Source organism: Marinobacter sp. DS40M6 (genome assembly GCF_028581595.1).
GTDB lineage: Bacteria > Pseudomonadota > Gammaproteobacteria > Pseudomonadales > Oleiphilaceae > Marinobacter > Marinobacter salarius.
Map to the genome: position 1 here is coordinate 39,131 of NZ_JAFCAE010000001.1, position 21,973 is coordinate 61,103.

Sequence of the window (21,973 nt, forward strand, 5' to 3'; positions counted from 1 at the left end):
TGGAGGTTTAATTTGCCGAATTGGCTTAACTACATAGCAGCAGCTTGCTCGATAATTGGGGCGGGCCTTGCTTTGCTTGTCTATTTCGAAGTGAGAGGTATTCGCAAGTCTTATCTTCGAAGAGCGAGATTGCCCGAATTGGTAAGAGATCTGGGCAAAGCAAGTAGCACTCTTTCCAAGGCGCTTAAAAATTGGCCTTGCGAACGACGGCTCGGCGTGAATCAGATACACATCGCGGTTAATCTACTCAGAAATGCTGGGGGCAAGGTTCCTGAGGGCGAACGGAAGCGTATTCACGCCGCAATAACAAAATTATGCGAACGGCGTCTATTTCGGATGGAGCCCGTAAATGACGCAACGTTAGATCAGGCTTGGAGTTACTACAATGAGTTGTCGGCTGTAATTACCGTCTTGGAGCAACTGGTAAAAGATACAAAGTGGGATTGAAAATGAGCATAGACAGCAAAGCGACACAACTGATCCAGAGGCTTACAAGGGCTACTGTCAATGATGAAATGAAGTGGGTTAGGAACCAGGCTCCCGCATACTTGACTAGTGGCACTGATGATTTGGTTCCTTTGTATCTAGAGGGAGTCTACAAAGGAAAAAAAATTGGATTATTCGAAAAGCGCTCAAAATATTTTCACGATGAATTTGATTACTCTTGGAGTGTATCAGTTGGAATATGCATCGTGGATTTATTTGGGCACCTCATATGGGATTATTACGACACGACAACTGCTCTAGCGAATTTGTTTGATCGTGCAAAGGAGCAGTCCTCCGGAATTGATGACGTGTTAAATGAATTGTTGGATGATGAAACCTAACGAGGGTGTAGAAAAGGATACCAATGAGCTTTCCTTCAGATATTAAAAGTGGAATGCGAGATTGCATTCTCAAAATATTTTGGCCGAAGGATCATATCGTTCAGTTCTTCGTCGACAATGGCTGTACCAATTCAGATATTCGGGTTCTGGGTGATCATAAAGAACTAGCGAGATACAAGATTGTCGATTGCATGTTTGGTCACTTGGCAGAAAAACCGGATGGCGGCCTCGGGCCTTTTCGCTCAATGCTAAAATCCTTGGTCGGATGGTCTTCCTTTGATCCATATTATTTCGATAAGTTGAAAAAGCTCAATAGAGCTGACGCGGAGCGTTCGATTACACACCTTAAGCAACTGCAAGAAATTCGAGACCATAAAATTCAAAAAGAACGAAAAGCACGTGCAGCCAAAGAAGCCGCCTCACAAAATCCGAAACAAACCATTAGCGAGCTTAAAGAAAAGTACCTCGCGCTTATCCAAGGTAGTTTGCCACCGGCACGTCGAGGGTATGAATTAGAGAATTTGCTTCAAGAACTTGGTAAGCTGTCAAGATTGGAAGTAACAGAGCCTTACCGAGTTAATGGCGAGCAAATTGATGGAGCTATTAAGTTTGAAGGGGAGCATTATCTCGTCGAAGCGAAGTGGCAGGATAAGGCATCGGCAAATGAACCCGTATACCAATTTGTTGGAAAAATCGAAGGTAAGTTTTACGGCAGGGGTGTTTTCATCTCTGTTAATGGATTCAGCGATAATGTAGTTAATTCTCTTGTTCATGGCAAAGCCATAAAGACCATTTTTGTCGATGGTGAAGATTTAATGATGGTTCTGGAAGAATTCCAGTCATTTTCAGAAATGCTCGATAAAAAGATCAAAGCGGCACAGACACGGGGAGAAATTTACATACATGCAGTCAGCGGGAAAACCAAAATCATCTAACCGGGTAGCCAGGGGTATCTAATCCCCAGCCCCCACAACACCCTCCACCGATGCGTCGGACCGGCGGCTCCGCACAGGGCGTTTCACCGGGAATGGTGAAGCTTGATCCATCCATCGCGCAGTGATGCCAGTCCCTCGGCTTTCAGGTAGTCATTGGACAGTGCCTGTTGAATACCCGGCGTCTTGGAGCTGCGCCAAGGACCTTTACTGGTGATGCCACACGCCACAGCGGCCTGCACGTGAACACCTAACTTCATCAGGTTTCTGACTTTAGTGCGCGGCTTGCGCCACTGTCGCCAGTAGGCCATCCGGACGCGACGGCGAATCCAGTGATCCATGTCGCAGCAGCGCTGATAGCCGGTGGCGATACCAAAGTAGTTGATCCATATAGCTGGTTATCCATAATCCCAGCTCGCAGATTCCGGGCAATCATTCCCAGCAGATGCTTGTCCCGGGCCTTGCGGAGTGAGTAAAAAAGGAATAATTTATACTCATGGATGAGTTTGAATTCGACGAAGCCAAAAGCCAGGCCAACTTGGGCAAGCACGGTATCGATTTCGTGGCCGCCCAAGGGCTGTGGAAAGATCCATACCTGCTGGAGATCCGCGCAAAATCAGAGGATGAACAGAGGTTTTTGCTGATAGGAAAGATTGGTGAAAAGCACTGGTCGGCTGTCGTCACGTACAGGGATACTCGTATTCGTCTGATTTCAGTCAGACGTTCCCGCAAGAAGGAGGTTGAGCTCTATGAAAGCTAAAGACTTCGATAAAAAATTTGAGGAAGGTCAGGAAGATATCATTGATGACCTGGACCTGTCCTCTGCTCGCCGCGTTAATCAGGAACAAAAGCGAATCAACGTCGATTTCCCGGCTTGGGTTGTCGAGTCGTTGGATCGTGAGGCTGCACGCATTGGCGTTACCCGCCAATCGATCATCAAGGTGTGGCTGGTGGAGCGTTTGCAGGCAGAATCTGCTAATAAACCGCTCAATGGTGACGCCGCAGGCGGCGCACATTAGCGGAGCGTTATGCAGCATCGCCATATCACGTTGACAAGCGTCACGTGACACAATACACTCCTTCTCATGATCAAATCCTTCTCTGACAAGCGAGCCCAAGAACTTTACTCCAAGGGCAAGTCAAAGAAGTTTCCTGCGGATGTTGCACCGAGAGCCGCTAGAAAACTTGAATACGTGGATCTGGCCGTGCAGCTGGAGGATTTGAAAGTGCCGCCTGGCAATCGCCTTCACCCGCTGGCGGGAAACAGGCAGGGGCAGCACGCAATTTCAATCAATGATCAGTGGCGTATCTGTTTTCGTTTTGAAGATGGCGATGCGTATGAAGTCGAAGTGTGTGACTACCACTGAGTGAGGTGATGACTATGGCTATTCTTAATACTGCCGGCATGCATCGCAAGCCGACTCATCCTGGCGAGATGCTGAGGGAGGATTTCCTTCCGGACTATGGCCTTTCCGTTGCCGGGTTGGCTGAATCTCTGGGCGTTTCTCGTCAGTCAGTTAATGAACTACTGCGCGAACGTCGTGCTGTCAGTCCTGAAATGGCGCTCAGGCTTGCCCGTTTGTTTGGTAATTCGCCGGAATTCTGGCTAAATGCGCAGCGATCTGTTGATCTTTGGACGGCCGCTCAGTCGGTCAAGGAAGAAGTGGATCGAATCAAGCCGCTACATGCTGCTTAACAACGGCGCTTTGAATCAGTACGTCCCACTCAACCGCTCTTGCAACGGCCCCACCACCGCATCCAGAAATTTCCGCACTCGTGGTGACAGCAAACGGCTGTGCGGAAACACGAACTGCACCGGCAACGCCGGGGCATTGTATTCCGCCAACACCGGTACCAGGGTGCCGCGCTCAAAATCCTCCTGCGCCTGGTAGCCCAACACCCGGCATATGCCCAGGCCATCCCGGGCGGCGGCGAGTTCGGTGTCAATCTGATTCGCACTGACTACGGGATGAATGCGCTGCTCCCACAGCTCTCCCTCTACCTGAAATTGCCACACCTCGCCGGCGGGCGTGAACCCCACGGTCGGCCAGTCTGATAACTGTTCGGGATGGCTGGGCTGTCCGCGCTGTTCGATGAGCTCAGGGCTCACACAGAGTACATAGGGCGTACTGCCGACCTGTCTCGCCACCAGTGAGCTGTCAGCCAGGTGACCAATGCGCAGGGCCAGATCAAAACCTTCCTCTATCACATCGACGATGCGGTCGAGCAGGATCAGTTCCGCGCTCATGGCGGGGTTCTGTTTCAGCCATTGGTTCAGTAATGGTGCGATATGCAGACGGCCAAACGTTACAGGCGCAGTGATCGTCAGCTTGCCAGCGGGGTCGGCGCGCCGGCTATCGAGTTGGAACTCTGCGGTCTGGATGTCCGCCAGAATACGGCGGCAGTGATCGAGGTATTCGCGCCCCTCATCAGTAAGCGCGATACGGCGGGTGCTGCGATTGAGCAAGCGAACACCAAGGTGCTGCTCCAGACTGGCGAGGGTTCGCACGACAGCGGCCGGGGATCGGTCCAGTTTGTCAGCGGCTGCGGAGAGGCTGCCCTGATCCACAATGGCGACAAAAGTACTCATGGCTTTGAGTTTGTCCATCGGCAGGCACCGTCGCAGCGTGTGGCAGGGATTTGTGCAAAAACCTGAATAATCCTAACAGGTGGACGGCATTTATTGAATCCGCGTTGAGGCGTTTACTGGTGGCACAACGTCATTCATTCGGAGTCCGTCATGAAACAACCCCAGCCGATTCGTCAGTACGATCACGTCGGTATCCGGGTCAGCGACCGCCAACAGGCCGTGGCCTTCTATGAACAACTCGGGTTTCAGGAGGTACGCCGCTTCGACAAGTACGAAGCCAATGAAATGGAAACGCCAGACGGCGTGCGCATCAACCTGATCTTCAACGCTACGCGTTTGCCTCACGGCCGGAACGTGTTGCTGGATGAGCCCATCAAGCTACCCGGTGTAACCCATCCCGCCTTCGTGGTCGATGATCTTTACGCATTGAAAGACTGGCTTGATCAGGCAGGCATTGCCATTACCGAAGGCATTCATCGTCTCGGCCCACGCCGGATCACGCTGTTTATTCGTGATCCCGACAGGAACGTACTGGAGTTCAATCAGTTATTGCCTGAATCAGGGCCTGCCAGCACACCCACCAGCAACAACCATTAACGCTCAGGAAGCACATGCCATGAAACTATACGATCTGGAATTGTCCGGGAACTGCTACAAAGTCCGTCTGTATGCTGCGTTGGCGGGCATCAATCTCGAACTGGAGCCGGTGGATCTCCCGGGTGGCGATCACAAACAATCACCGTTTATCGCACTCAACCCTTGGGGCCAGGTGCCGGTATTGGCCGATGATGGCGTTGTTCTGCGCGACTCTCAGGCGATTCTGGTGTATCTGGCTCGCCAATACGGCGGCAACCAGTGGTGGCCAGACGGCGCAGCACAGCAGGGCGAAGTCATGCAGTGGCTGTCGACCGCCGCCAACGAGATTCACGCTGGCCCGAACGCCGCCCGTTTGATCGACAAGTTCGGGTACCCGCTGGACAAGGCGCGCGCACTGGAAGTCAGTGCTAAAGTTCTTCCGTTGATCGAGAAACATCTCAGCGAACATCCATGGCTGGCACTGGGCCGGCCCACCATTGCCGACTGTGCCGTGTTTCCTTACGTCGCAACGGGCTGGGAAGGTGGCGTAACACTCGAGCGATACCCAGCCATCCAGGCCTGGATCGACCGTATAAAATCGCTGCCTGGATACATCGGGATGCCAGGGATTAAATAAGGTTTAAGACTCCACGACGATAACAATAATCGCTATGCTTTGATCTGGGTGGCAGAACAATGCAATCTACGCAGATCCAGGCACTTAAATCGTCCTGTCTTGGAATGGAGTCTGTACATGCAGCCAAAAGACGTCGTGGAGCAGTTCATCGCCGATACCCGTGCTCATCGCTTTGATGAGGCAAAAGCGTGGCTGGTTGCCGACGGGTTTGAATATGTGGGGCCGAACATGCATTTCCTCAGTCCGGATGACATGTTGTCCTACCAGTTCGGTATGGCCGCCATCCAGAAAGACCTCGTCCTCCGGCAGCTCAGTGCCGACGGGGAGCACGTATTCGCGATTCTGGATTACCAGACCCACTTTGAACCGATTGGGGATGTGCGGCTGGCCGTCTGGTTCCGCGTGCGCAACGATAAGATCCAGACCGTTGAAGCCTTCTACAATGCAGCGGTGGTTGAGAACATGCTGGGAGGCAACCTGCCTTCCGCCAACTGAAAATGGTAGCTGCGCCAAAGCTGCCTTCTAGGGACGGTAAAATCATGCACAGAGTTTTGATGACGTGTTTCATTTTTTCGGTAGCTGGATGCAGCAACAAGGCCGTTTACGACAACATCCAGCACAACAACCGACAGGAATGTAATACGGTTCCGCCGGCTCAGTACGAAGAGTGTATGGCGCGCTCCAACAAATCGTACGATGAGTACGAGAGGGAACGGGAAGCCGTCGTCGAGGGAGATTAGGGACATGAGAGAAACCGGAAAGATCAACTATGTTGAACTCCCTTCACGGGATCTTGACGTCACGAAACGGTTCTTTGCCAGCGCGTTTGGCTGGTCGTTTGTAGACTACGGGCCGGAATACGTTGCTATTGAGAATGCCGGGCTGGACGGTGGCTTCTTCAAATCGGATAAGGTCGCTACCACCAGCAACGGAAGTGCCCTGATAGTCCTCTACAGTGCCGACCTGGAAGCCACCCTTGAAAAAGTGACGTCCTCGGGCGGTGCCATCGTGCAGGACATTTTTTCATTTCCGGGCGGTCGCCGTTTTCATTTCTCGGACCCCAATGGCAATGAGTATGCCGTTTGGTCAGAGCCAGTGGTGTAAACAATCTTTAGGAGCCCCAAATGCCAAGGAAGACATTGCGCAATATCAGCTTGCTAGCACTTTCCACCCTCCCTGACCTGACGTTAGCCGGCCAGCCCACGCCTTCAGACTATCTCGATAGCCAACCTTTGCTTCTGGAAATCCGCTACTGTGAATGCCAGGCTACCGAACCTGATGGCGACCCAGCCGATGTGTTGCCGGAGTTTCTGGATGATTCGAGGGTTCTGCGGGTGGGAGCAGTCACAACCGAACACAGTAACTTTGTTGCGTCGCGGGAGCTGTCCATGGGATATGAGATCAGCCCGGTGGAAAAGCCCTCTGGTTCATTCCAGCTCACCTATGCCAGTGAATACACAACCCGTGATGGCAACCTCGCGGGCCAGGGGACGCTGGTACTGGAAGCAGGCCAATGGGTGAGTCTTTTCGAATCCCATCACCAAACTAAAGCCGGGGCGAAGCATGCCGGTGTTGCGATTCGGCTGGTGGATCAAAGCTCCTCCCAATAGCCCAATAGAGAGAAAAGCAGTCGATGATACGAATTCCTTTTCCCCAGGCACCGGACTACCCGGCAGTTGAACCTGGTTTCAATGGACCAAAGGTGGCGGCGATTCACGGCCTTATGGGCCATGACCTTATGCGGAAACACCTGCTTCGCATGATGAAGGAGTCCGGTTACCACGACACAACGATGTACAGCCATATGCATCCCACGAAAGCCATCGCGGACGATTTAAGCGAAGCAGCTGGCGCCAACCGCAGAATAGCCATCGTCGGCTATAGTCAGGGCGGTTTCGAGGCGATCAAGGTGGCACGTGAACTCGCCCGGCGTGACATCACAGTCGACCTGGTTGTGACCATTGCGGCAGGCGGCCTGGGCCGAACGTTGCCGGCCCAATGGGGATTCAACCCCCGCAAGGCGCCGGCCAACGTCTTCAGGTGCCTTAATTTTTTCTCAGAGGGCGACCGGCTTGGGTCCGATCAAAAGCCTGAGCGCAACCTGATGAAAGCCAGCCAATCAGGCCAGTACGTTGAGAATATTGTTTTCCCGAAGGACGAACACATATCCCACATTCGATTGGTCATTTGCTACCCGGAATCGCGAGTGCATCCTACCGTCAGGGCCCGGTTGCTGGATCCGCTGCAAAATGAACTGGCGTCGTTGACCCGCCAGCATCATGTTTCCGGCAATGCTGAACGCGCCTCGAAGTAATCCGCCGATTTTACCTCTTCGTTCATGCTGGCGAGCCCCAGCTTTCGAAGCTCTGAGGTTTCCATCGCTTTTTTCATCAGCATCCGGCTATTACGCCCGGAGTTGGGGAACACGCTCTGCCCGGCTCGAAGTTCAAGTGTAACGCCACTTTCTGTTTCCGTCGGAAGATTCCGAAGGCGCTGATACAGGTCTTTGTGTTTGTCGTCTGCGGGGTTTGTCACGAGCAACACGAACGCACTGGTTGAATGGCGTGCCAGGTAGGTTCCTTCATCGACGGCTGTCCTCACGGTTCTGGCCAGGGCGGCTATTGCGTCTTCAGCTTGGTTGTCGGGAATCTCCCGATGGTTGGCAACCTCCAGGTAGAGCACAGCGAACTCGTGTTTGTCGGTTTCACTCCTTGCCAGTTCCTTGACCAGATGATTCGCCAGGCTGGCCCGGTTGGGCAGTCCTGTGGTCGAATCGTACAGTGCTTTGCGCTCGACACGCCGGGATTCCTCCAGCGCCTGGATTTCAGCGTTCCGGCGCTGCTTGACGTCATTGGCGGAGGCAAAAAGAGCGACCAGGATCAATACGCCACTGAACAGGGCCAGCGGGGCACCCAGCCAATCACCCGATAGCAGATTGTCTGCAGCGGGCATGGCGTTTTCAGGATAGATCATGGCAGCCATGCCCGTGTAGTGCATTCCACAGATAGCCACGCCCATGGCCAGGGCGGCGCCGAGCTGGAGGGCGGTTCCTTTGAGGCCTTGTACTGACTGCAAGCGGCGGCAAATGAACATGGCCACACCCGAGGCCCCGACCGCAATGACAACGGAAGCACTGAACAGAACCGGGTCGTAGCGCATCCCCGGCTCCATCTCCATGGCCGCCATGCCGACGTAATGCATGGACGTAATACCGCCGCCCATGAACAGGCTGCCGATAACGATCTGCAGCGGGCCCGCGCGGTCCTTGCCGATGATATGCAGGGCCAGTCCCGAAGCACCCACAGCGGCAACCCAGGAAATCAGGGTAATGGTGAGGTCGTAGCTCATTTCCATCGGCATCACATAGGCCTGCATGCCTACGAAATGCATGACCCAGACCCCGGTTCCCATCGTCAGAGCCCCGAGCGCCAGCCATAGCCTGGCTTTTGCCTGTTCGAGCGTAGCAAGCTGTGCGCCGAAGTAGAGCGCGCTGTACGATGCCAGTACCGCAACCACAAAGGAGGCGGCCACCAGGGTGTAATCGTAATATCCCGTCATTCTGAAACCCGTTTTTCTGGATGAACACTGTTCACGACCGGTTTCGCCAATGGCCAAACTGCCGTGAAATGAGAAATTCATCAGAGATACGGGGCTCTTGCGCTACCGTTTCATCGACAATGTGAATTTTCGTGAAATGTCTAACGGGGACAGCAAATTACCACTGCTCCCGGTCCTCCGCACTTTCCTCAGCTTCTACCTCGGCCTTGCGTTCCTGGATCTTTTTCATCTTTTCGTCAGAGATCTTCATACTGTTGGCGCTGTCCCGCAGCACGAAGAGGCTGCCGACCACCAGGGCCAGCGCGACTATGACAAAAACCCATCCGATAAGTGGCATGGCTTGGCTCCTTCATTGAACCCATTTACCTTATAGTGGACCACACGCCTTCAACCCGACAACCGGATTCCGGAAATTACGATGTCCTTCTCCAGAATTTACAATCAGGCAGCCGCCCGCAAAGGCGGCGAAGTCGAGCTACGCGCCATATTGCCCCGGGTTGCGGCGCCCGGTGAGCTTGAAGCCATGGGTGACGACCGCTACCTGTCCGAGGTCACACGCTGCGTCTTCAAGGCCGGTTTCGTGTGGCGAGTGATCGAGAACAAGTGGCCGGGATTTGAAGATGCCTTCAAGGGGTTCGTGCCGCTGTACTGGCAGCAGGTTCCGCCAGAAGTGCTGGAGGATCTGGCACAGGATGAACGCATTGTGCGCAACATGCAGAAAATTCGCACGGTGCCGGACAACGCCCGGATGATTGTGGATGGCGCCCGTGAGCACGGTGGCTTTGGAGCCTTCCTGAGCCAGTGGCCTTCGCACGATCAGGTCGGCTTGCTGATGTGGTTCAAACGCCACGGTGCCCGCCTCGGCGGCAACACCGCCCAATATTTCCTGCGTCGGGTAGGCTGGGATGGGTTTATCCTGTCGTCGGATGTGGCCGCCGGGTTGCATCGGGAGGAACGGCTGGATGCCAGCCCCGGCAGCAAAAAGGCCTTGATGCAGGCACAGCAGGCCTTCAACGACTGGCATAAGGAAACTGGCCTGCCCTACAGCCACCTGTCGCGAATTCTGTCTTACTCAGTGGGAGATTAGATGCGTTCCGCCCTGTTAATGCTCGCCCTTTGGTTGATGACCTCCACGCTTTCTCTGGTCCACGCCAACCCGTTGCTTGAGGCGGTGAAAACCGTGGAACAGCGCCTGGACGCACGCGTGGGCATCGCCCTCTATGATTCCGGGACTGGAGAATCCTGGGACTATCACGGCGATGACCGTTTCCCCATCACAAGCACCTTCAAAACCCTGGCCTGTGCGGCGTTGCTGGCAAAGGTGGATAACGGCACTGTTGATCTGGATCGGCGAGTGATCTTCAGCAAGGACGATCTGGTGACCTATTCACCGGTCACTGAGACACGTGTAGGGGAAGAGGCAGGTATGAGTTTGCGGGAGCTGTGTGAAGCGACAATGGCCACCAGCGACAACACCGCCGCCAATCTGGTACTGGGGGCCATTGATGGCCCCGACGGCGTTACCGCGTATGCACGCGATCTGGGCGATACCGTTACGCGGCTGGACCGGACGGAAACCTCACTCAATGAGGCCACGCCGGGCGACCTGCGAGATACCACAAGTCCCAAGGCGATGGTCGCGAACCTCCGCAAATTGGTACTTGGTGAGGCGCTATCCAAAGGTTCCCGGGATACTCTGGTTACCTGGCTCAAAGGCAACCGTGTCAGTGACAACTTGCTCCGGGCAGCGATACCACCGGACTGGACAATCGGAGACCGCTCTGGAGCCGGCGGCCACGGCTCCCGTTCAATCACTGCCGTGCTATGGCCACCCCATCGCCCGCCTCTGGTGATCGCGATCTATATAACGCAAACCGGTGCGTCTTTTGATGAACGTAATGGCGCTATCAGAGACCTCGGGGGCGCTATTGTGAAGCACTTCTGATCGCCAGCAACAGCTGCCGGCCTGTCAGAATTCTTTACACACTGCCTTCAAGGTTGCGCTCAAAAATCATCGTGGCATCTGAATTCAAGGAGAATTTTTGACAGTGGCCCACATGTTGCCTTTATCAGTGCAGATCAACACTGATGACCATTAAGGAAAGGCCACATGAGCATTATCAACCGTATCGCCACACTGGGCATCCTTGCCGCAGGCCTCGCATTCGCCGCTCCGGCAACCGCTAACCTGATCGAGAATGGCAGCTTCGAAAACCCCAACGTGACTACGGGCACCTGGCAGTTTTTTACATCTGACCAGGTCGCTGGCTGGACCGGCAGCAACATTGAAATCTGGGAGAGTGGCTTCAACAGCGTGAACGCTTATGACGGCAGCCAGTTTGCCGAGCTGAATGCCCACCCGGACATGGATGGCCCATTTGGCATCTACCAGACCATTGATACCACCATTGGCCAGCGTTATGACCTGAGCTTTGCTTACCGCGCTCGCCAGAACAACTCTGAAAGCTTCATGTTGTCCCTGATTTCCAATGGAAACAGTGCCGATTCGCTGCTGAATGATCATGTAACGAGTGGTTGGAGCATCTTCTCAGGAAGCTTCATTGCCAGCGCTCTGGAAACCACCATCAAGTTCACTTCCGTGAGCCCGGATGGCACCGTCGGCAACTTCCTCGACGACGTAAGAGTAACCGCACAGGTCCCTGAACCGGGCACGCTGGCGCTGATGGGGCTAGGTCTGCTCGGCCTGGGCTTTCGCCGTCGCCGCTAGTCGCTGGCTAAAAAAACGCTCGACCTCTAAAAGGGCCCCGTAATGATGATTGCGGGGCCCTTTTTGCCATCATCGCCTGCCAATGGCAGGATAAGCGCTTTCCGTTGTCATGCTGAAGGGCGCTATGAATCCCACCATTGAGCTTCTTAAATCACACCGTTCAATCCGCAAGTTCCAGAACCGCAGGATTCCCCGCGAGCTGTTCGAGGAACTGATCCGGGCTGGCCAGAGCGCCGCTACGTCCAGTCATGTGCAGGCTTACTCCATTATCCATGTGGTCGATCCGAACAACCGAGAGGCCCTTGCGGAGTTGAGTGGCGGCCAACGCTATGTGGCGGAAAGTTCAGATTTTCTGGTGTTCTGCGCAGACATGAAACGGGCCACGGATGCCGCGGAACGCGCAGGTGCCGAGGTAGTCCGCGGGATGACCGAGCAGTTGCTGGTGGCCAGCATCGATACTGCCCTGGTGGCCCAGAACGTTGCCACCGCAGCAGAATCGGCGGGGCTGGGCCTGTGTTATATCGGGGGCATACGTAACAACCCAGCGGAGGTGAGCGAGCTACTACGTCTGCCGGAGCATGTATATCCGGTGTTCGGTATGTGCCTGGGGTATCCGGACCAGGCACCCGAGGTGAAACCGAGACTGCCACTGGCGTCCATCCTCAAAGAGGATTATTACCAAAGCGAACGCGATCCGGAACTGGTGGCGGAATTCGACACCACCATGAACACCTATTACCAGGCCCGCACCGGGGGCACCAAGGACACCAACTGGTCGCAACAGCTGAAACCACTGTTTACATCCAAGTTGCGCCCCCACATGCGGGATTTCCTGCGCGGCAAGGGCTTCGAGATGAAGTAATCAGGATCGCCGGGAGACTTACCCCGGCGCACCTACCAGCGAGCGGTAGACATCCACCATCGCCAGGGTGACCGCTGTGCGGCTACGCACGGCCGCATCCCGGGTGGCGGTGAACTCCTGTTCCGCCGTCAGCACCTCGAAATAGCCGATAAACCCTTCTTCATAGCGAGCCCGGGCCAGTTCCACGGCGTGCTCGGCATTATTCATCGCCTGTTCCAGCCGCTCTTCCCGCTGTTGCGCTCGCTGATAACGCACCAGCCGCGTTTCTGCCTCTTCCAGGGCCTCCAGCACCGTTTGCTGGTAGCTGGCCAATGCCGCACGGCTATCGGCTCCTGCCGCCTCGATACGGGATTTGACCCGGTCGTGGTCCAGGAAAGTCCAGTCAATGCCCAGGGCAACGCGTCGGGTTTCCGCCGGACCGGTGAACAGATCGCTGGTGTCGCCGGCAACGGAACCGATTAGCCCGCTCAGGGTAAAGCGAGGGAACAAGTCAGCGGTGGCCACCCCAATGCGGGCGGTGGAGGCCGCCAGGCGTCGCTCAGCAGCGGCGATATCCGGGCGGCGGCGCAGAACTTCCCCCGGGCTATCCACGGGAATCGTCGGCAGGGTTTCCGGCAGCGCTCCACGAGGTGACAGCGTATCGACAAGCGCCATCGGCGGCTGGCCCGTCAGCACGGAAATGCGGTGCATGGCCCCTCGTATCCCCGCCTGCAGGGTGGGCAATTCGGCCCGGGTCCGTTCCAGTTGGGCACGGGCACGGACCTGATCAAACTCGGTACCACGCCCGGCCTTTACCCGGGCTTCCACGATGTCCAGTGACTGCTGCTGCAAAGCCACACTCTGCAGGGCAACCTGATACTGCTGCTGAAGGCCTCGCAGCTCAAAATAGCTGCTGGCCAACTGGCCCGCGATGGCTACCTGAACGGCACCGAGATCGGCACCGGCTGCCTCCAGTTCCGCCCTTTGGGCCTCCGTCGCACGGCGAAGGCGCCCGAACAGATCCAGCTCCCAACTGGCGGCAACGCCAGCCTGGTAACGCTGCACCCGTTCTGGCCCGGCACCGGGGGGAGATTGCTCAATATCCGCAAGATACTGTTCGGCGCCAGAGGCGCTGGCCGTGACGCTGGGCCATTGATCCCGCTCGGCGCCATACAGCAGGGCGGCCGCGCGCTCATAGCGAGCGACGGCGCCTTCCAGACTGAGGTTGGCGGCCAGGGCATCATCAATCAGGCGTGCCAGCAAAGGATCATCAAATCCCTGCCAGAAACGCTGCTGATCGGTTCCACCGGCAACCATGGTTCGCCCTTCCGAAAACGCATTCGGTTCCGGCGTCGTCGGGGCCTGGTAATCTGGGCCCACGGCGCATCCTGTTAACAGGGCCAGAGCCCCCGTCATGGTGATGACTTTAAGCATGGCTACCTCCTGGCAATGCGTCTTCGCTATCGCCGTCATCGGAAGACAGTGTGGATGTATGATGGCTCTTCAGCGGGTGGCTTCCAGAAAGCTTGCGCAGCGCCACGTAGAACACCGGAGTCAGGAACAGGCCAAACAGGGTGACCCCGATCATGCCGGCAAATACGGCCGTGCCCAAAGCCTCACGCACCTCGGCGCCCGCGCCGGTGGCCAGCACCAGGGGCACAACCGCAGCGGTAAAGGTGATGGAGGTCATGATGATGGGCCGCAGCCGCAACCGGCAGGCTTCCAGCGCCGCCTCCACAATGCTCCGCCCCTGAAGCTCCAGTTCGCGGGCAAATTCCACGATCAGGATGGCGTTCTTGCAGGCCAGGCCAATCAACACCACCAGACCCACCTGGACAAAGATATTGTTGTCCCCGTCGCTAAACCACACGCCGATCAATGCCGAGAGCATGCACATGGGCACGATGAGGATCACCGCCAACGGCAGGGTCCAGCTCTCATAAAGCGCTGCCAAAACCAGGAACACCAGCAGGATGGCAAGCGGGAACACCACCAGCGCGGCATTACCCTGGGTGGCCTGCTGATAGCTCAGGTCGGTCCATTCAAACGCCATTCCGGCTGGCAGCACCTGGTCCGCCAGCGCTGTCAGCGTATCCATGGCCTGGGCCGATGACAGCACCCTTGGGTCCGCCTCCCCGGCGATATCCGCTGCGGGGTAGCCGTTATAACGCAATACCGGGTCCGGTCCGAAGCTCTGGCGAATGTTCACCATCGAGCCGATCGGCACCATCTCGCCCTGGTCGTTACGGGTGCGCAGGCGGGCAATGTCCTCCACGCTGTCGCGGTAGGGGGCGTCTGCCTGGGCGATGACCTGCCAGGTACGGCCAAACCGGTTGAAGTCGTTGACATAGGTGGACCCCAGGTAGGTCTGCAGGGTGTCGAACACTTCAGTCAGGGGCACGCCCTGGGCCTTGGCCTTGAGCCGGTCCACTTCCGCATCCAGTTGCGGCACATTGGCCTGGTAACTGGTGATGGGATACCCCATGCCCGGTGTCTGGCTGATGGCCCCCTGGAACTGGTTCACCGCGTTCTGCAGGGCCCCGTAACCGAGATTCCCACGGTCCTCGATGAACAACTGATAGCCGGAGCCATTACCCAAGCCCAGGATCGGCGGTGGCATGAAGGAGAAGGCAAAGCCTTCTTTCAGCCCACTGATTCTCTGGTTGATCTGGGCGTTGATCTCCCCGGCACTGAGGCTGCGCTCGTCAAACGGTTTCAGGGGAAAGAACACCACACCGGTGTTGGAGGTGTTGGTGAACTGCAGTGCGTTCAGGCCGGGAAATGCCACGGCGTTGGCCACACCTTCGGTTTCCATGGCGATGTCGGTGACTTTCTGTAGCAATTGATCGGTACGCTCCAGGGAGGCCCCTTCCGGCAGTTTCACGCCCGCCATCAGATAGAGCTTGTCCTGGATGGGGATGAAGCCCGGCGGCACCGCCTTGAACATCAGCCCGGTACCCGTCAGCAACAGCGCGTATACCACAAACACCGCACCGCGCCGGCGCAGGGAGCTGGACACGCCACCCTGATACTTCTCGGCGCTGGCGTTGAAGAAGCGGTTAAAGGGCCGGAACAGCCAACCAAACAACGCGTCGATCACACGCTGCAGCCGATCCTTGGGGGCGCTGTGAGGTTTCAGCAGCATCGCCGCCAGCGCCGGCGACAGGGTCAGCGAATTGATGGTGGAAATTACCGTGGAAATGGCAATGGTCACCGCAAACTGCCGGTAGAACTGGCCGGTAACCCCGGAGAGGAACGCCATGGGAATGAACACGGCGCACAGCACCAGACCGATCGCAATGATAGGGCCAGAGACCTCCTTCATGGCCTGATGAGCCGCCGCCAGCGGTTTCAGGCCTTCCTCGATGTTACGCTCGACGTTCTCCACCACCACGATGGCGTCGTCCACCACGATACCGATCGCGAGCACCAGGCCGAACAGCGTCAGGGTATTGATGGAGTAGCCCAACAGGTACAGCGCGCCGAAGGTGCCAATGACCGACACTGGTACCGCCAGCAACGGGATAATCGACGCCCGCCACGTCTGCAGGAACAGCGTGACCACCAGTACCACCAGCAACACCGCCTCCAGAAGGGTGGCAATGACCGCCTTGATGGAATCGCTGACGAAGATCGTAGTATCGTAAACCGCCTCATACTCCACCCCTTGCGGGAAGCGGGCAGACAGTTCATCCATAGTGGCGATCACTTCGTCGCGGATCTCCAGGGCGTTGGCGCCCGGCGCCTGGAAAACACCCAGGGCCACCGCATCCTTGCCATCCAGTTGCGAGCGCAGGGTGTAGTCACCGGCCCCCATTTCCAACCGGGCCACGTCTTCCAGGCGCAGAATCTCGCCGTTGTCACCGCGCTTGAGCACGATGTCACCAAACTCTTCCACGGTTTCAAGTCGGCCACGGGCGTTGATCAGTGTCAGGAAGTCGCTGTCCGGCACCGGTTCCGCGCCAATCTGGCCGGCAGACACCTGTACGTTCTGCTCACGCATGGCGCGGACGACATCGCTCGCCGTCAGGCCACGGGCCGCAATACGGTCCGGGTCCAGCCAGGCGCGCATGGCGTAATCACCGCCACCGAATATCTGCGCGTCGCCAACACCCTGGATCCGGGCCAGCCGGTCGCGCACATGCAACCGCGCGTAATTACGCAGGTAGAGCGTATCGTAGGTGCCGCTCGGTGATGTCAGGTGCACCACCATCAGGAACGTGGGCGACTGCTTCTGGGTGGTCACGCCCTGCCGCCGCACCTCCTCCGGCAGCCGGGCCTGGGCCTGGCTGACACGGTTTTGCACCCGTACGGTGGCCTCCTCGGCGTCGGTGCCTGGCCGGAAGGTGACGGTCATCTGAAGAACGCCGTCCGAGCCCGCCACGGACTTGAAGTACATCATGTCTTCGACACCACTGATGGCTTCTTCCAGCGGTGTGGCCACGGTTTCGGCAATCTCCTTGGGGTTGGCGCCGGGGTAGACGGTGCGCACGACCACCGACGGAGGCACCACTTCCGGGTACTCGCTGACCGGCAGGTTCGGAATCGAAATCAACCCGATGGCAAAGATGATGATGGACAGCACCGCCGCAAATATCGGCCGGTCGACAAAGAATCGGGAGATATTCATTGCGCCAGCTCCTGGGCGACGGCAACGGCGCCTTCTCCCTGGTCGGATTCTTTCATGGCAACCAGCTGCGGCTTGACTTGCATACCAGCGCCAAACACCTTCTGCACACCATTGATGATCACAAGATCGCCATGGTTGAGACCTTCACGGATCACCTGGAGATCATCCACCTGACGGCCAGTAGTGACCTGCCGGGGCGCAACCCGATCCTGTTCATCCACCACGTAGACGAAACGACGGTCCTGATCGGTCAGCACCGCCTTGCGGTTGACCAGCAGTGCCTGGTCCAGCTCGGCCACGGGCATTTCCACACGGGCAAACTGGCCGGGCTTGATCAGACCGTCCGGGTTGTTGAGCACGGCACGGTACTGCAGGGTGCCGGTCCCCGGATTCAGGTGATTGTCGACGAAATCCAGCTCGCCCTGGTACTGACGGCCATCCTCGCCACCCAGTGAAATGCGCACATCCCTGGGCTGACCATTGGCAAGCAGCTGCTGGCTACTAAACGCCGATTGCTCATCGGCCTCGAAATACAAGTGCACCGGGTCTACCGAAACTACCGTGGTGAGCAGGCTCTGGTCGGCGTTCGCCAGGTTGCCCTGGGTCACCAGGGCCCTGCCAGTCCGTCCACTGACAGGTGCAGTTACACGAGTGTACTGCAGGTTCAGCTCGGCGGTATCCAGCGCGGCCTGGGCAGCCTGTACACGGGCCCGGGCGCTCATCAACGCGGTATTGCGCTGATCGTATTCCTCACGGGATATTGCCCGGCTTTCCAGCAGCGTCTTGGCCCGGCCGGCTTCACTTCTGGCCAGATCAAGCTGGCTGTTGGCCAGCGCCAGTTCGGCACTCGCCGCCTGCTTTTGGGCTTCGTACGGACGTGGATCTATCTGGAACAACAGCTCGCCGGCCTGCACCAGTTCGCCTTCCTCAAAGGCCACCTTGTCGATGTAGCCACTGACGCGAGGCCGCAAGTCCACCGTTTCCGGCGATGCCACACGGCCTGTGAATGATTCCCAGAGAGTGACCGGTTCCACGACCACTTCCGCCACATCCACCTCCGGCGGAGGCGGCATGCTTGCAGCTTCATCGCTTTGCGCCTCGCAGCCGGTCAATAAAACAGTGATCGCTACAGCCAGGCCCAGTACACGGCCAGACCCTCTGAACGGTTTTGCAGTCAGACTTTCCATGGTTTCTCGCTCCGCTATCGGGTTCACCTTGTGGGCGTTCCCGTTTTTGCCAAGTAATCGGTTGGATCGCTTGTTAAGTCGCTTGGGGTAAAACGAATTCGACACGAAGCTTATTTCCTCAAGTTAACTTGAGGTCAATAACCTTGAATCGAGATGCTGGCTATGGGTGACATAGCGCCGGTTAATCGGATCGGGTAATGTTTACCCAACGGGAGCACAACAATATCCAGTGGAAGGCATAAAGCGGTATCGGGTTACTGCGGGAAGCTTGCCCGATTCTGCCGGCATGGTTTATGCCGGAGAGGCCGGGTTGCCAATTTCTGCGTGGTCATTGCCTGATCCTGCAGAAATTGCCTGAGAACCCGTACAGTTCAGGTTATGAAGGATTATACTGCCGCCAAAGGGAGACCCACCGATGACTGCCAACGTTCCTGAGATTTCCGGAAATCTCACGCTCAATCTGCAGCAACAGCTCGCCCGTGTCGCCAGTCAATGGACGACACACCAGGGCATTCAGGGTTCAGCCATTGATGGCTTGGAATTGATACGCTGCAACGAACCGTCCAGCTGCGGTTCCAGTGTCTATGAACCTTCATTGTGTTTCGTGATTCAGGGCACCAAGACCATCCAATTGGGTGACCGCGAGATCACCTACCAGCCCCTGTCCTATCTGGCCAGTTCAGTCCACCTGCCTGTACTGGGGCGAATTGTTGATGCCTCGGAGGAACACCCCTATCTGGCGGTAAAGCTCAAGGTAGACCCTCAGGAAGTGGCGGAGCTGGTGCTCGAACTGGGTGACAAGGCACCCCCGCTGCACCCGACCGAATCCTGCCCGGAGGTGCAATGCGGCCTGTGTATGTCGTCGATGGATGAACGGATGCAGAGCGCGCTCTACCGGCTGCTCAGCCTGCTGGATTCGCCCGGTGATATTCCTATTCTGGCACCCCTGGCTCGGCGGGAAATCATTTATCGCGCTCTGATTGGCGAGATGGGGTCACGGATGCGTAAGTTTGCGGCCGCTGATTCCCAGGCACACCGCATTTCCACGGTTATCTCGACGTTGAAGGATCATTACGCCGAACCGCTACGAATCAGTGAACTGGCGGAAGCGGCCAATATGAGCGAATCCACCCTGTACCATAGTTTCAAGCAGGTGACCCGGATGTCGCCACTGCAGTTTCAGAAGAAGCTGCGTCTGCATGAGGCCCGGCGCCTGATGCTGACCGAGGGGCTTGAGGCTGCCACCGCCAGCTATCGGGTGGGTTACGAAAGCCCTTCGCATTTCAGCCGCGAGTACAGCCGCCTGTTCGGTGCACCGCCCAGGGCCGACGTTACGCTTCTGCGTGGCGAACACCGGGCAGCAGAGCCAGTTTGACCCCTCACACTCAGGCGTAGAACAGCAGCGGCACAAACGCTACCAGTACCAGTGAAATGCCCATGGCAATCAGTGGCATGATGATACGCTCGTGGCGCTGGTAGAAGGTGCCCTCTTCCTGCTGTGCTGCCAGCACTTCCGCTTCCCCGACAACCTGCCTCGTCAACAGGTGGTTCAGCGCCACCGGCGGGCTCAGGTAACCCAGCTCGAAGGCGACCAGGGTCACCATCCAGAAGTGAATCGGGTGTATGCCACTGCTGTAGGCGATGGTGGCCACGGTGGCGGTCACCAGGATAACGGCGCCGAAGGCGTCCATGATCATGCCCAATACCACCAGGATCAGCACCATCAGCAGCATGGCAGACCAGGCACTGTCGAATGCCTGGGGGAAGGTTCCCATAATATGGGAGCGTTCGATCACCCCGCCGATACTGACCGACAGACCCAGCAGCAGCAACAGCGCGCCGATTTCCGCCGTGGTGTCGTTGGTAGCCGAGCGCAAGCTGCGTTCCAGGCCCTGGTGATTAATCTCACCACTGGCCCGGCCTTTGCGGTTTTTCAGGCTGACATGTTCGTACAGCAGGATGGCCAGCATGATCACTGGTAACAGCCGAGGGGCAGAGAATTCATCCATCTGCACATCCAGTGCAAAACGGTACAGCAGTACCACCGCAGCGATGACCAGCGCATAAGGGATAAGATGCTTCAACGCTGACATCATGGGTGGAAAGGCCGTGGAGGCCGGAGCCAGATTGAACTTGCTCTGACGGTTCACCGTGAGGGCAACGACCGTGAACATGGTCGCGGTGAGCACGAACACCCATATACCCCAGCCAAACAACTCGTCGGTGGTGACTTCCCGATTCAGGTAGGCAATGACCACCACCAGCAGGCAGGGCCGCAGGACCACACCCATGGACCCGGACATGGCGGTTGCCGCCAGCGCCAGATGACGGCGGGCACCGGCAGCGCGTAGTTCGCTGTAAATAACCGCGCCGGCCGCAATGACAAAGATCCCCGACGCGCCAGTGTAGGCAGTGGGCACCGCAGCCACCAGCACCGCTACAACAGCAAGCATTTCAGGTGGCATGCGCCAGGGCCGGAAGACATTGAACACCAGGGTGGCCAGGCGCGTCTGCTTCAGCATCATGCCTACCCACACGTAAAGCCCGACGTTCAGGAACATGTCGGAGAGCTCCATCATTTTGCCCAGATAGATACCGATACCAGAGGCGTGACCAATCAGCGCAAAGTAAGTCCCCGAGATAAGGCACATGACGGTATAGAGAGGCACCGCCAGGAAGGCTTTGTTCAGATCACCGCCTTCCCTCAGGTCATTCGGCACCCTGACAAGCCGATACAGGCTGGTGAGCGTCAATGCGGCAAAACCGGTAATCCACAGGTTATGGAGCAACAGCTCATCGGACGACATGGTGGTGTCGGCGCCAAAACTGGACTGGCGGAAGATCACGCTGGACCCCAGGAGCATGGCATTGGCGACGGTCTGCAGCGTGTGGGAAACCATGTAGTCCAGGCGGGTCTCCATGGCCCGCATGGCAATGTGGTGGCGAGTCAGGGTGGCGGTCACCGCGCACAGCATTACCAGGATCACCAGTATGTAGCGCTGGGACTCCAGGCCGAAGGCAATCAGGTCGGCCACAAACAGCTCCACTGCCCGGTAGGCTTTTACGCCGGGAGTAAGCTTGTCTTTGAGGTTCTCGTAACTCTGGTAGCTCTGGCGGCAATCCGCCACCGAACGTTCAATGGCCAGGCGAACTTCATCCGGATCCTTTTCCGACTCTCCCAGCAGGGCCGCCATGGGATTGTCGGAGCCCTCTTTCGCCAACTCTTCCTGAACGGCGGCGTCGATGTCCACGTTCGGGTCACAGGTGGGTTGTACCGGGTCGACTCTCAGCTTGTAGTAGCCGCTCCACAATTGCTCGCCGCCACGCAGCATCTGATTGTGGATGTCGCTACTGGTGGAGAACAGCACCACCGACAGCAAAAGCAGACAGGCCGGCAGAGAGGACAACCACTCCAACCCATTACGTCGAAAACCACCCTGGGACATAACAGCTCACTCTGGGAACAT

Annotated in this window: 26 protein-coding genes; 18 read left to right on the plus strand and 8 right to left on the minus strand. The window is 57.1% G+C overall.

From position 1 onward, the window contains the following. Positions 1–449: 449 nt before the first annotated feature. Complete coding sequence (locus tag JJO78_RS00185; RefSeq protein WP_091643167.1) at positions 450–827, plus strand: hypothetical protein; 378 nt, start codon at positions 450–452, stop codon at positions 825–827. A gap of 23 nt (positions 828–850) precedes the next feature. After that, a complete protein-coding gene (locus JJO78_RS00190; protein WP_091643164.1) occupies positions 851–1,762 on the plus strand; it encodes a restriction endonuclease in 912 nt (303 codons plus the stop codon). An 83-nt stretch (positions 1,763–1,845) separates the two neighbouring features. Here the strand turns inward: JJO78_RS00190 and JJO78_RS00195 are convergent, their stop codons facing one another. Then, a complete protein-coding gene (locus JJO78_RS00195) occupies positions 1,846–2,151 on the minus strand; it encodes a group II intron maturase-specific domain-containing protein (protein WP_220387383.1) in 306 nt (101 codons plus the stop codon). Between the two features lie 104 nt (positions 2,152–2,255). On the opposite strand from JJO78_RS00195, the gene JJO78_RS00200 reads away from it, so the two are divergent. The 4 genes from JJO78_RS00200 (at position 2,256) to JJO78_RS00215 (ending at position 3,455) form a co-directional block, all read left to right on the plus strand. Then, positions 2,256–2,519 carry a BrnT family toxin gene (locus JJO78_RS00200; RefSeq protein WP_091643161.1) on the plus strand — a complete coding sequence of 88 codons (264 nt, stop codon included), beginning with the start codon at positions 2,256–2,258 and terminating at the stop codon, positions 2,517–2,519. Beyond that, positions 2,509–2,778 (plus strand): type II toxin-antitoxin system BrnA family antitoxin, encoded by a 270-nt coding sequence (gene brnA / locus JJO78_RS00205; RefSeq protein WP_091643158.1) that lies wholly within the window; start codon positions 2,509–2,511, stop codon positions 2,776–2,778. The genes JJO78_RS00200 and brnA overlap by 11 nt, the downstream gene beginning before the upstream one ends. 66 nt (positions 2,779–2,844) lie before the next feature. Further along, the gene (locus JJO78_RS00210) at positions 2,845–3,126 is read left to right on the plus strand and encodes a type II toxin-antitoxin system RelE/ParE family toxin (RefSeq protein WP_091643155.1); all 282 of its coding nucleotides are present in this window, start codon (positions 2,845–2,847) and stop codon (positions 3,124–3,126) included. A gap of 14 nt (positions 3,127–3,140) precedes the next feature. Next, positions 3,141–3,455: a HigA family addiction module antitoxin gene (locus JJO78_RS00215; protein ID WP_091643152.1), complete on the plus strand. Its 315-nt coding sequence runs from the start codon at positions 3,141–3,143 to the stop codon at positions 3,453–3,455. 15 nt (positions 3,456–3,470) lie between these two features. On the opposite strand, the gene JJO78_RS00220 is transcribed toward JJO78_RS00215, so the two are convergent. Beyond that, complete coding sequence (locus JJO78_RS00220) at positions 3,471–4,367, minus strand: LysR family transcriptional regulator (protein ID WP_091643149.1); 897 nt, start codon at positions 4,365–4,367, stop codon at positions 3,471–3,473. A gap of 132 nt (positions 4,368–4,499) precedes the next feature. Between JJO78_RS00220 and JJO78_RS00225 the strand changes: the two genes are divergently transcribed. The 7 genes from JJO78_RS00225 to JJO78_RS00255 all read left to right on the plus strand — a co-directional run bounded on the left by JJO78_RS00225 (position 4,500) and on the right by JJO78_RS00255 (position 7,876). Beyond that, the gene (locus JJO78_RS00225) at positions 4,500–4,946 is read left to right on the plus strand and encodes a VOC family protein (protein ID WP_091643147.1); all 447 of its coding nucleotides are present in this window, start codon (positions 4,500–4,502) and stop codon (positions 4,944–4,946) included. Between the two features lie 19 nt (positions 4,947–4,965). After that, complete coding sequence (locus JJO78_RS00230; protein WP_091643144.1) at positions 4,966–5,562, plus strand: glutathione S-transferase family protein; 597 nt, start codon at positions 4,966–4,968, stop codon at positions 5,560–5,562. Positions 5,563–5,679: 117 nt separating this feature from the next. Further along, complete coding sequence (locus JJO78_RS00235; protein WP_041333026.1) at positions 5,680–6,057, plus strand: nuclear transport factor 2 family protein; 378 nt, start codon at positions 5,680–5,682, stop codon at positions 6,055–6,057. Positions 6,058–6,116: 59 nt separating this feature from the next. After that, positions 6,117–6,302 carry a hypothetical protein gene (locus JJO78_RS00240; RefSeq protein WP_226909987.1) on the plus strand — a complete coding sequence of 62 codons (186 nt, stop codon included), beginning with the start codon at positions 6,117–6,119 and terminating at the stop codon, positions 6,300–6,302. Between the two features lie 4 nt (positions 6,303–6,306). Next, positions 6,307–6,666 (plus strand): VOC family protein, encoded by a 360-nt coding sequence (locus JJO78_RS00245; RefSeq protein WP_075194708.1) that lies wholly within the window; start codon positions 6,307–6,309, stop codon positions 6,664–6,666. 20 nt (positions 6,667–6,686) lie between these two features. Next, positions 6,687–7,172 (plus strand): hypothetical protein, encoded by a 486-nt coding sequence (locus JJO78_RS00250; RefSeq protein WP_273622636.1) that lies wholly within the window; start codon positions 6,687–6,689, stop codon positions 7,170–7,172. Positions 7,173–7,195: 23 nt separating this feature from the next. Then, positions 7,196–7,876: a hypothetical protein gene (locus JJO78_RS00255; RefSeq protein ID WP_052479407.1), complete on the plus strand. Its 681-nt coding sequence runs from the start codon at positions 7,196–7,198 to the stop codon at positions 7,874–7,876. On the opposite strand, the gene JJO78_RS00260 is transcribed toward JJO78_RS00255, so the two are convergent. Next, the gene (locus JJO78_RS00260; protein ID WP_197061359.1) at positions 7,840–9,120 is read right to left on the minus strand and encodes an MHYT domain-containing protein; all 1,281 of its coding nucleotides are present in this window, start codon (positions 9,118–9,120) and stop codon (positions 7,840–7,842) included. The two genes, JJO78_RS00255 and JJO78_RS00260, sit on opposite strands and share 37 nt — an antisense overlap. Before the next feature lie 157 nt (positions 9,121–9,277). Then, a complete protein-coding gene (locus JJO78_RS00265; protein WP_036211340.1) occupies positions 9,278–9,457 on the minus strand; it encodes a DUF2897 family protein in 180 nt (59 codons plus the stop codon). A gap of 81 nt (positions 9,458–9,538) precedes the next feature. Between JJO78_RS00265 and JJO78_RS00270 the strand changes: the two genes are divergently transcribed. From JJO78_RS00270 to nfsA, 4 genes are all read left to right on the plus strand, one after another. Continuing rightward, complete coding sequence (locus tag JJO78_RS00270) at positions 9,539–10,207, plus strand: DNA-3-methyladenine glycosylase I (RefSeq protein WP_041333014.1); 669 nt, start codon at positions 9,539–9,541, stop codon at positions 10,205–10,207. Next, positions 10,208–11,065, plus strand: a complete 858-nt coding sequence (gene bla, locus JJO78_RS00275) for a class A beta-lactamase (protein WP_075194707.1) — start codon at positions 10,208–10,210, stop codon at positions 11,063–11,065. Positions 11,066–11,230: 165 nt separating this feature from the next. Next, on the plus strand, positions 11,231–11,848 hold the full coding sequence (locus tag JJO78_RS00280; RefSeq protein ID WP_083637149.1) for a PEP-CTERM sorting domain-containing protein: 618 nt from the start codon (positions 11,231–11,233) through the stop codon (positions 11,846–11,848). A gap of 124 nt (positions 11,849–11,972) precedes the next feature. Beyond that, the gene (nfsA, locus tag JJO78_RS00285) at positions 11,973–12,710 is read left to right on the plus strand and encodes an oxygen-insensitive NADPH nitroreductase (protein ID WP_041336492.1); all 738 of its coding nucleotides are present in this window, start codon (positions 11,973–11,975) and stop codon (positions 12,708–12,710) included. An 18-nt stretch (positions 12,711–12,728) separates the two neighbouring features. On the opposite strand, the gene JJO78_RS00290 is transcribed toward nfsA, so the two are convergent. From JJO78_RS00290 to JJO78_RS00300, 3 genes are read right to left on the minus strand one after another with little or no spacing between them, the layout of a single operon-like run. Next, positions 12,729–14,123, minus strand: coding sequence for an efflux transporter outer membrane subunit (locus tag JJO78_RS00290; protein WP_075194706.1), 1,395 nt, complete (start codon positions 14,121–14,123; stop codon positions 12,729–12,731). Next, the gene (locus tag JJO78_RS00295; RefSeq protein ID WP_126811101.1) at positions 14,116–17,319 is read right to left on the minus strand and encodes an efflux RND transporter permease subunit; all 3,204 of its coding nucleotides are present in this window, start codon (positions 17,317–17,319) and stop codon (positions 14,116–14,118) included. Before JJO78_RS00295 ends, JJO78_RS00290 begins: the two co-directional genes overlap by 8 nt. Beyond that, positions 17,316–18,506: an efflux RND transporter periplasmic adaptor subunit gene (locus JJO78_RS00300; RefSeq protein ID WP_273622637.1), complete on the minus strand. Its 1,191-nt coding sequence runs from the start codon at positions 18,504–18,506 to the stop codon at positions 17,316–17,318. The genes JJO78_RS00295 and JJO78_RS00300 overlap by 4 nt, the downstream gene beginning before the upstream one ends. A 415-nt stretch (positions 18,507–18,921) precedes the next feature. On the opposite strand from JJO78_RS00300, the gene JJO78_RS00305 reads away from it, so the two are divergent. Next, positions 18,922–19,881 (plus strand): AraC family transcriptional regulator, encoded by a 960-nt coding sequence (locus tag JJO78_RS00305; RefSeq protein ID WP_273622638.1) that lies wholly within the window; start codon positions 18,922–18,924, stop codon positions 19,879–19,881. 10 nt (positions 19,882–19,891) lie between these two features. Here the strand turns inward: JJO78_RS00305 and JJO78_RS00310 are convergent, their stop codons facing one another. Then, positions 19,892–21,952, minus strand: coding sequence for a TRAP transporter large permease subunit (locus JJO78_RS00310; protein WP_273622639.1), 2,061 nt, complete (start codon positions 21,950–21,952; stop codon positions 19,892–19,894). Positions 21,953–21,973: the final 21 nt, after the last annotated feature.